The 8,111-nt window shown below is 36.0% G+C and carries 12 protein-coding genes and 1 pseudogene; 4 read left to right on the forward strand and 9 right to left on the reverse strand.

The features are described 5' to 3' along the window. Window positions 1–192: pseudogene (locus Q1K78_RS16360) on the reverse strand (integrase); the annotation flags it as partial. Between the two features lie 146 nt (window positions 193–338). Between Q1K78_RS16360 and Q1K78_RS16365 the strand changes: the two are divergent. Continuing rightward, on the forward strand, window positions 339–689 hold the full coding sequence (locus Q1K78_RS16365) for a DUF3319 domain-containing protein (RefSeq protein ID WP_300181361.1): 351 nt from the start codon (window positions 339–341) through the stop codon (window positions 687–689). A 37-nt stretch (window positions 690–726) separates the two neighbouring features. Beyond that, complete coding sequence (yciH, locus tag Q1K78_RS16370) at window positions 727–1,038, forward strand: stress response translation initiation inhibitor YciH (RefSeq protein ID WP_300181364.1); 312 nt, start codon at window positions 727–729, stop codon at window positions 1,036–1,038. Between the two features lie 445 nt (window positions 1,039–1,483). Here the strand turns inward: yciH and Q1K78_RS16375 are convergent, their stop codons facing one another. From Q1K78_RS16375 to Q1K78_RS16390, 4 genes are all read right to left on the reverse strand, one after another. Next, window positions 1,484–1,714: a hypothetical protein gene (locus Q1K78_RS16375; RefSeq protein WP_300181367.1), complete on the reverse strand. Its 231-nt coding sequence runs from the start codon at window positions 1,712–1,714 to the stop codon at window positions 1,484–1,486. A 69-nt stretch (window positions 1,715–1,783) separates the two neighbouring features. Continuing rightward, entirely contained in the window at window positions 1,784–1,996 is a 213-nt protein-coding gene (locus tag Q1K78_RS16380) for a hypothetical protein (protein ID WP_300181370.1), read from the reverse strand. Further along, the gene (locus Q1K78_RS16385) at window positions 1,996–2,277 is read right to left on the reverse strand and encodes a single-stranded DNA-binding protein (protein ID WP_300181373.1); all 282 of its coding nucleotides are present in this window, start codon (window positions 2,275–2,277) and stop codon (window positions 1,996–1,998) included. Before Q1K78_RS16385 ends, Q1K78_RS16380 begins: the two co-directional genes overlap by 1 nt. Before the next feature lie 10 nt (window positions 2,278–2,287). After that, window positions 2,288–3,430, reverse strand: coding sequence for a phage/plasmid replication protein, II/X family (locus tag Q1K78_RS16390; RefSeq protein ID WP_300181375.1), 1,143 nt, complete (start codon window positions 3,428–3,430; stop codon window positions 2,288–2,290). 120 nt (window positions 3,431–3,550) lie between these two features. Here Q1K78_RS16390 and Q1K78_RS16395 point away from each other — a divergent pair, with 120 nt between their 5' ends. After that, on the forward strand, window positions 3,551–3,952 hold the full coding sequence (locus Q1K78_RS16395; protein WP_300181380.1) for a helix-turn-helix transcriptional regulator: 402 nt from the start codon (window positions 3,551–3,553) through the stop codon (window positions 3,950–3,952). Between the two features lie 852 nt (window positions 3,953–4,804). Here Q1K78_RS16395 and Q1K78_RS16400 read toward each other — a convergent pair. The 4 genes from Q1K78_RS16400 to Q1K78_RS16415 form a co-directional block, all read right to left on the reverse strand. Beyond that, the gene (locus Q1K78_RS16400) at window positions 4,805–5,035 is read right to left on the reverse strand and encodes a hypothetical protein (RefSeq protein WP_300181367.1); all 231 of its coding nucleotides are present in this window, start codon (window positions 5,033–5,035) and stop codon (window positions 4,805–4,807) included. 69 nt (window positions 5,036–5,104) lie between these two features. Then, window positions 5,105–5,317 (reverse strand): hypothetical protein, encoded by a 213-nt coding sequence (locus Q1K78_RS16405; protein WP_300181370.1) that lies wholly within the window; start codon window positions 5,315–5,317, stop codon window positions 5,105–5,107. Beyond that, window positions 5,317–5,598, reverse strand: a complete 282-nt coding sequence (locus Q1K78_RS16410) for a single-stranded DNA-binding protein (protein WP_300181373.1) — start codon at window positions 5,596–5,598, stop codon at window positions 5,317–5,319. Before Q1K78_RS16410 ends, Q1K78_RS16405 begins: the two co-directional genes overlap by 1 nt. 10 nt (window positions 5,599–5,608) lie before the next feature. After that, window positions 5,609–6,751: a phage/plasmid replication protein, II/X family gene (locus Q1K78_RS16415; protein WP_300181375.1), complete on the reverse strand. Its 1,143-nt coding sequence runs from the start codon at window positions 6,749–6,751 to the stop codon at window positions 5,609–5,611. A gap of 120 nt (window positions 6,752–6,871) precedes the next feature. Between Q1K78_RS16415 and Q1K78_RS16420 the strand changes: the two genes are divergently transcribed. Further along, window positions 6,872–7,273, forward strand: coding sequence for a helix-turn-helix transcriptional regulator (locus tag Q1K78_RS16420; protein WP_300181380.1), 402 nt, complete (start codon window positions 6,872–6,874; stop codon window positions 7,271–7,273). The last annotated feature ends 838 nt before the right edge of the window (window positions 7,274–8,111 follow it).

Raw genomic sequence — 8,111 nt, forward strand, 5'->3', positions numbered from 1 at the left:
TTTCTCTATAAATATTCGTATCGCAGCAGTTGAAGCGGGAAGAGCTGTGACATGATGTAATTGGCAGAATACAATAAAATTATTCCAATCATTTTTAAATGAGATTAAACTATTATGTGAATACTGCTTTTTTAAGCAAGCAGCAAAAGTATCAGTATCAACGTTGGGAGTTAGAAAAAGGGATTTGTTCACTCTAATGCACCATAACTTTATTTTGTGTTTAAAACACTATATCACATTAAAAAATAACACATAAGATCACGAAATAGATTTTAATGTCTGGTATAACAGAATCATTTATTTATCCTTATATAAATAGCCTTTAATAGAGTATTCGTATGCAGAGATCATTGTATAAAGGATTTTTCATTGTAAACAAGACGGGCATTCCTGATGACTGGAAAGTGCTGATAAAAAACAAGGTATTACACGGTCATTTAAGTGCGGTAAAAAAAAGCATTGATTGGTGGGATGAGACTGGGTCAATCATACTGCCAAGAGAATTTGGTGATATGGGTGAAACGGTACTTAATGAAAAACGTGATAAGTCTCAATCAGATGAGTACAAAGGCTATGCCATAAAAAATGATACAGGAGAACCAAAATCGTGGTATTGCTTATATCACGGTAAATTAGCGAAAGGATCATTAGCTGCTATCAAAAGGTTTTTGGATAAACACGAAAAATAATTTACAATCCGTTAATCATTTAAAAACGAGATCAATTATGTCTTTAGTATATTCAACGGATGTTGGCCGTATTAAACAAGAAGAAATAAAGCAAGAGCGTCCTAAAGGTGACGGTATTGTTCGTATTCAGCGTGAAACTAAAGGTCGAAAAGGTAAAGGTGTTTGTGCCATTACTGGACTTGATATGGAAGACACGCAACTTAAACTTCTTGCTGCACAGCTTAAAAAAGTTTGCGGCTGTGGCGGCGCAATAAAAGATGGCGATATTGAAATCCAAGGCGACAACCGTGAGAAGATTAAAGAGTTTTTAGTTAAGCAAGGCCACACAGTAAAACTTGCTGGCGGTTAATCTTTAGCCGTTGAATGACAGCTAATAATCAAACGATGAATACGGAGTATTATTGAATGATTATTAGCTATTTTATGGTAAATACGATTATGGTTAAATTAGTAAGTATTAAGTCGATAACTAGAAATGGGGAAGCATATAAAGCTCTTATCTACATACCAAACCCTATTTAACATAATATATATAATGCGCACTAGCGTATTGATTGGCTGAGGGGCTTACAGGCATAAAAAAGCCCGCATTTAAGCAGGCTCTAATTAAATCTTTGTTGTTAATTTGGGACTTAAATGATTGGCATATGTTTCATTGCAAAAATCACAGCCGCACATTTGACCGCCACAGTCACAAAACTCATCCTCATTATGTAGCGCATGAGTAAATGGTACTATTTGAAGGCAATCACCGCAAATACAAAACCGTTTTTCATCTGCAATCTGTAAGTTTTTCATTTAGTTTTCACTTCTTCTAGCAATCGTTCTGCTTCAATCAATGGCGCATTAACAATATACGATAAGCAACTATCGAGAGTTTCAATTTTATCTTGAAGCCTGGCTAACAACATATCAAAAATCTCGTCACCTGATTCTAATGAGCCTGAACTCATAAATAATGAAATATTATTTAAATTACTTACTAGATCTCTTGCGTCAGAAATGGAACAATTCGGAATAGTCATACATAACACCTGTTTTGTTATTTGTGATTAGAAACCCGTAGCTGTCTCACCAGTTACGGGTTTTATTTTTTAATCAGTGATTAATGGTTCATTTTCTGTGATTTTTCTTAACTCAGATTGGCAATTTGGGCACTCAATTTTAGATAAAAATGAACTTACAAAAACCTCATCATCAAAGAATGGTTTATAGCAATGAGTACATTGAAATGATGGTTCATCTTTACGATTAATCATCATCATGCCGCCCTTATAAAACAATTTTCTTTCTGGGAATTTAAACATTAATCTTTCACTCTCAATGGTTGAATAATTTGCCCAAAACGTTTTAGCTCCAAACCCCCAAAGTTATTAACGACATAACTAGAGCTATGAGGTGTATATAATCCAGCTGCATAAGGTTCTTGCCCGCTTTCCATTGGTAATTTAATTTGAACTGGAAATTTTCCGCCCAGATAAGCATAAGCAACTTGTTCATAAAATGTTTTAGCTGGCTTGTCACCGTTAGCTTTAATTGAACGCTCAATTAACACGGTATCTTCTGGAAACACTTCGATTTTTAACATGTTTTTTCCTCTAAGCAATGGCTCTAAATGGTAAAATAATGGATTTTGCAACTGTTGGCATTTCGTACCAATCAGGAATTTTCAATGGTTCAACTTTGATAATTTCTGAACGTTTTAATGTTGGACATAAACGAGTAATATCAAACTGTTGGCCAATATCTATACCTATTTGTTTTAAACGGGCTTTATGTTCATAAAACTGCCTTTCTTTCAGCATTTCACGAATGTTGGAACCGTTTTGCCACATAATCGCGTAACTTTGAGTTGCGTTTGCTGCTTGGCGACTTTTAACAATATTGAGTTCAATTAATTGATCTGCAATACTTTTGTGAACATCATGATTAATCTGTATGGTCTTCATTGCCTTCTCGATATCATTCAAATGCGGATAAAAATCTTCTTCAGATACAAGGCCGTAAAATTGTAGTCTGTGCTTTTTAAGAAGTAATTGCTTCAAGCTACTTTCGTCTCTGACTACACCTTGTTCTTCACAGTATGTAATTAATTTTTCTATGTATTCGAGTTGCTTTTCTAATACGCCATCTTTTCTACGTTTGTCTTTTTTTAAATGCTCTCTTAGCTCAAAAGCTTTGTCATAAAGTTTATTAATCATCCAGCTAGAGCCATAGCCCCATCCGCAAGATTTACCATTTGGGAAAAGGTGTGGCTTTCTCCCTCTACCGATTTGCATTGAAGACATACCACGAATAAACGAAGCTTGATTGCCCTTGCCTACCGCTAAATTTCTAGTCCAGTCAATTGAGGTGATTTCTGCACCATTACCGACTAATGACGTTGATTTACCATCAGGAGTTTGACGAGGTATTAATTTGGTATTCTTAGTGAATGGAGGCAAACCATATTGATTCAATATATGGTTATAAATCCCTACGCATTCATCAAGAGTAGTTAAGCCAAATAAATTATCCATTCGTTGCCAACGTGAGGGATTTCCCTCGATACGAACTTTTCTACCATCACAACGAATAATAAGTTTTGTACTGAATGATCCTTCTAAATACTTTTGATTTACTGACGGCGGTAATGCCTCGCCAGTTTCAAGATTCAACCTTTCTATGACATGCGTACCCACCAATGGAAGACCTCCATCGGGATGAACTTGCTGCATAAAAAGTTGGTCAATAAAGTACAAATCAAAACCCTGTCAAGTACGTTTTTTTATAACATACACTTTATTTATACGTACCTCAAGCTATCAGTACGAAAACATGGTGCTATACTTATAAATAAACGTATCTACAGGGGTTTTATAATGTTGAAAGATGTAATTAAGTCAGCGCGGATTGAAAAAGGCTATACACAAGAAGAAATAGCTACTCTAGTAAAGGTAGCAAAACAAACATACCTAAAATGGGAAAATGGAGAGACCGAACCGAAAGCAACACAAATAAAATTATTGGCTATTAACCTTAATGTTACAGCTGATGAGATATGTAATGGAACAAGATATGAAAAAGTAGACTTAGAAGATTTTATTATAGGAACTGCAATATCTAGAGCACCAAGAGAAATAATAACAATGTACACATGGAAAATGATCCCTGACCACGGAAGTTTTTTTGATAAAATAAATCATATAGAAATGGATGAAAACGAATACTATAACGCCATTGGTGAGGTTGGTTCTATTGAGCAATCTTTCGGCCGTAAGTAGTGCAGAATTGCAGATGTCCGCAGTTAGTTGGGGTGTAACAGTAACCCCAACCTGTTTTGAAACAATCAAGTAACAAATGACCGTTTTTAAAGAGGCAATTTTAGAGGCGTAAAAGCGGTCAGTTTCAAAATATTAGGACCCTTTCCCCAAAGGGGCCCCTTTCCCAAAATTTGAAACCTCCCTTTTATCTTCTCTCTTCAATTTCCTCCTCCTCAGTCTTCGTCGCTCGTCAATTTCATCAATCAGATTACTGGCCGTGTTATAGCAAAGCGATAAACTTTATCTGGAGTTATTTGTATATTGGTCGTTAAGAGCGATTCTAGCAGGATGAAAAGAAGTTTTGAGGTGTGACGCTGTAATGCAGGTTCCCGACCATTTTACATGATCGGCAATAGCGGCTTTCGTGGGTGGTCTTCTTGGTGATAGCTAGGAACCTAGCGAAACATTAGCAATGGCTATGCGCTGTATGTCATTTTTTGACATACCAGTATGTTATCAATAACAAACTAATTCGCATTATACTCATTATGTTACGGTTGCCGCGTGCGCTGCGCTATTATGCACACGTCAATCTCAACATAACACTGTATATAATGCGCACTAGCGTATTGATTGGCTGAGGGGCTTACAGGCATAAAAAAGCCCGCATTTAAGCAGGCTCTAATTAAATCTTTGTTGTTAATTTGGGACTTAAATGATTGGCATATGTTTCATTGCAAAAATCACAGCCGCACATTTGACCGCCACAGTCACAAAACTCATCCTCATTATGTAGCGCATGAGTAAATGGTACTATTTGAAGGCAATCACCGCAAATACAAAACCGTTTTTCATCTGCAATCTGTAAGTTTTTCATTTAGTTTTCACTTCTTCTAGCAATCGTTCTGCTTCAATCAATGGCGCATTAACAATATACGATAAGCAACTATCGAGAGTTTCAATTTTATCTTGAAGCCTGGCTAACAACATATCAAAAATCTCGTCACCTGATTCTAATGAGCCTGAACTCATAAATAATGAAATATTATTTAAATTACTTACTAGATCTCTTGCGTCAGAAATGGAACAATTCGGAATAGTCATACATAACACCTGTTTTGTTATTTGTGATTAGAAACCCGTAGCTGTCTCACCAGTTACGGGTTTTATTTTTTAATCAGTGATTAATGGTTCATTTTCTGTGATTTTTCTTAACTCAGATTGGCAATTTGGGCACTCAATTTTAGATAAAAATGAACTTACAAAAACCTCATCATCAAAGAATGGTTTATAGCAATGAGTACATTGAAATGATGGTTCATCTTTACGATTAATCATCATCATGCCGCCCTTATAAAACAATTTTCTTTCTGGGAATTTAAACATTAATCTTTCACTCTCAATGGTTGAATAATTTGCCCAAAACGTTTTAGCTCCAAACCCCCAAAGTTATTAACGACATAACTAGAGCTATGAGGTGTATATAATCCAGCTGCATAAGGTTCTTGCCCGCTTTCCATTGGTAATTTAATTTGAACTGGAAATTTTCCGCCCAGATAAGCATAAGCAACTTGTTCATAAAATGTTTTAGCTGGCTTGTCACCGTTAGCTTTAATTGAACGCTCAATTAACACGGTATCTTCTGGAAACACTTCGATTTTTAACATGTTTTTTCCTCTAAGCAATGGCTCTAAATGGTAAAATAATGGATTTTGCAACTGTTGGCATTTCGTACCAATCAGGAATTTTCAATGGTTCAACTTTGATAATTTCTGAACGTTTTAATGTTGGACATAAACGAGTAATATCAAACTGTTGGCCAATATCTATACCTATTTGTTTTAAACGGGCTTTATGTTCATAAAACTGCCTTTCTTTCAGCATTTCACGAATGTTGGAACCGTTTTGCCACATAATCGCGTAACTTTGAGTTGCGTTTGCTGCTTGGCGACTTTTAACAATATTGAGTTCAATTAATTGATCTGCAATACTTTTGTGAACATCATGATTAATCTGTATGGTCTTCATTGCCTTCTCGATATCATTCAAATGCGGATAAAAATCTTCTTCAGATACAAGGCCGTAAAATTGTAGTCTGTGCTTTTTAAGAAGTAATTGCTTCAAGCTACTTTCGTCTCTGACTACACCTTGTTCTTCACAGTATGTAATTAATTTTTCTATGTATTCGAGTTGCTTTTCTAATACGCCATCTTTTCTACGTTTGTCTTTTTTTAAATGCTCTCTTAGCTCAAAAGCTTTGTCATAAAGTTTATTAATCATCCAGCTAGAGCCATAGCCCCATCCGCAAGATTTACCATTTGGGAAAAGGTGTGGCTTTCTCCCTCTACCGATTTGCATTGAAGACATACCACGAATAAACGAAGCTTGATTGCCCTTGCCTACCGCTAAATTTCTAGTCCAGTCAATTGAGGTGATTTCTGCACCATTACCGACTAATGACGTTGATTTACCATCAGGAGTTTGACGAGGTATTAATTTGGTATTCTTAGTGAATGGAGGCAAACCATATTGATTCAATATATGGTTATAAATCCCTACGCATTCATCAAGAGTAGTTAAGCCAAATAAATTATCCATTCGTTGCCAACGTGAGGGATTTCCCTCGATACGAACTTTTCTACCATCACAACGAATAATAAGTTTTGTACTGAATGATCCTTCTAAATACTTTTGATTTACTGACGGCGGTAATGCCTCGCCAGTTTCAAGATTCAACCTTTCTATGACATGCGTACCCACCAATGGAAGACCTCCATCGGGATGAACTTGCTGCATAAAAAGTTGGTCAATAAAGTACAAATCAAAACCCTGTCAAGTACGTTTTTTTATAACATACACTTTATTTATACGTACCTCAAGCTATCAGTACGAAAACATGGTGCTATACTTATAAATAAACGTATCTACAGGGGTTTTATAATGTTGAAAGATGTAATTAAGTCAGCGCGGATTGAAAAAGGCTATACACAAGAAGAAATAGCTACTCTAGTAAAGGTAGCAAAACAAACATACCTAAAATGGGAAAATGGAGAGACCGAACCGAAAGCAACACAAATAAAATTATTGGCTATTAACCTTAATGTTACAGCTGATGAGATATGTAATGGAACAAGATATGAAAAAGTAGACTTAGAAGATTTTATTATAGGAACTGCAATATCTAGAGCACCAAGAGAAATAATAACAATGTACACATGGAAAATGATCCCTGACCACGGAAGTTTTTTTGATAAAATAAATCATATAGAAATGGATGAAAACGAATACTATAACGCCATTGGTGAGGTTGGTTCTATTGAGCAATCTTTCGGCCGTAAGTAGTGCAGAATTGCAGATGTCCGCAGTTAGTTGGGGTGTAACAGTAACCCCAACCTGTTTTGAAACAATCAAGTAACAAATGACCGTTTTTAAAGAGGCAATTTTAGAGGCGTAAAAGCGGTCAGTTTCAAAATATTAGGACCCTTTCCCCAAAGGGGCCCCTTTCCCAAAATTTGAAACCTCCCTTTTATCTTCTCTCTTCAATTTCCTCCTCCTCAGTCTTCGTCGCTCGTCAATTTCATCAATCAGATTACTGGCCGTGTTATAGCAAAGCGATAAACTTTATCTGGAGTTATTTGTATATTGGTCGTTAAGAGCGATTCTAGCAGGATGAAAAGAAGTTTTGAGGTGTGACGCTGTAATGCAGGTTCCCGACCATTTTACATGATCGGCAATAGCGGCTTTCGTGGGTGGTCTTCTTGGTGATAGCTAGGAACCTAGCGAAACATTAGCAATGGCTATGCGCTGTATGTCATTTTTTGACATACCAGTATGTTATCAATAACAAACTAATTCGCATTATACTCATTATGTTACGGTTGCCGCGTGCGCTGCGCTATTATGCACACGTCAATCTCAACATAACACTGTATATAATGCGCACTGATATAGCAATCGTTTAAGAGGCTCATTTATATAACTAAGCCTTCATAACTGCTGGTAATATTACAAACCTTGGTTATTCACCGTTTATATTGCTACCTTCATATTAGCCTTCGACTTTAGCTCCAGAATATTCATAAACAATCTTGAGTCATTAATGTCCTTCAACATTGAAAGATCAGGTAAACAATCATCATCGACATAATCAACAAAATCACCTGTCGGATCAAATACTAAG

The organism is uncultured Aliivibrio sp., assembly GCF_946479765.1.
Classification (GTDB): domain Bacteria; phylum Pseudomonadota; class Gammaproteobacteria; order Enterobacterales; family Vibrionaceae; genus Aliivibrio.

Bases quoted from the DNA above. Each gene is read 5' to 3' on its own strand.
- Q1K78_RS16365 (WP_300181361.1), top strand. From the start codon at position 339: ATGCAGAGATCATTGTATAAAGGATTTTTCATTGTAAACAAGACGGGC.
- yciH (WP_300181364.1), top strand. From the start codon at position 727: ATGTCTTTAGTATATTCAACGGATGTTGGCCGTATTAAACAAGAAGAA.
- Q1K78_RS16375 (WP_300181367.1), bottom strand. From the start codon at position 1,714: ATGACTATTCCGAATTGTTCCATTTCTGACGCAAGAGATCTAGTAAGT.
- Q1K78_RS16380 (WP_300181370.1), bottom strand. From the start codon at position 1,996: ATGTTTAAATTCCCAGAAAGAAAATTGTTTTATAAGGGCGGCATGATG.
- Q1K78_RS16385 (WP_300181373.1), bottom strand. From the start codon at position 2,277: ATGTTAAAAATCGAAGTGTTTCCAGAAGATACCGTGTTAATTGAGCGT.
- Q1K78_RS16395 (WP_300181380.1), top strand. From the start codon at position 3,551: ATGTTGAAAGATGTAATTAAGTCAGCGCGGATTGAAAAAGGCTATACA.
- Q1K78_RS16400 (WP_300181367.1), bottom strand. From the start codon at position 5,035: ATGACTATTCCGAATTGTTCCATTTCTGACGCAAGAGATCTAGTAAGT.
- Q1K78_RS16405 (WP_300181370.1), bottom strand. From the start codon at position 5,317: ATGTTTAAATTCCCAGAAAGAAAATTGTTTTATAAGGGCGGCATGATG.
- Q1K78_RS16410 (WP_300181373.1), bottom strand. From the start codon at position 5,598: ATGTTAAAAATCGAAGTGTTTCCAGAAGATACCGTGTTAATTGAGCGT.
- Q1K78_RS16420 (WP_300181380.1), top strand. From the start codon at position 6,872: ATGTTGAAAGATGTAATTAAGTCAGCGCGGATTGAAAAAGGCTATACA.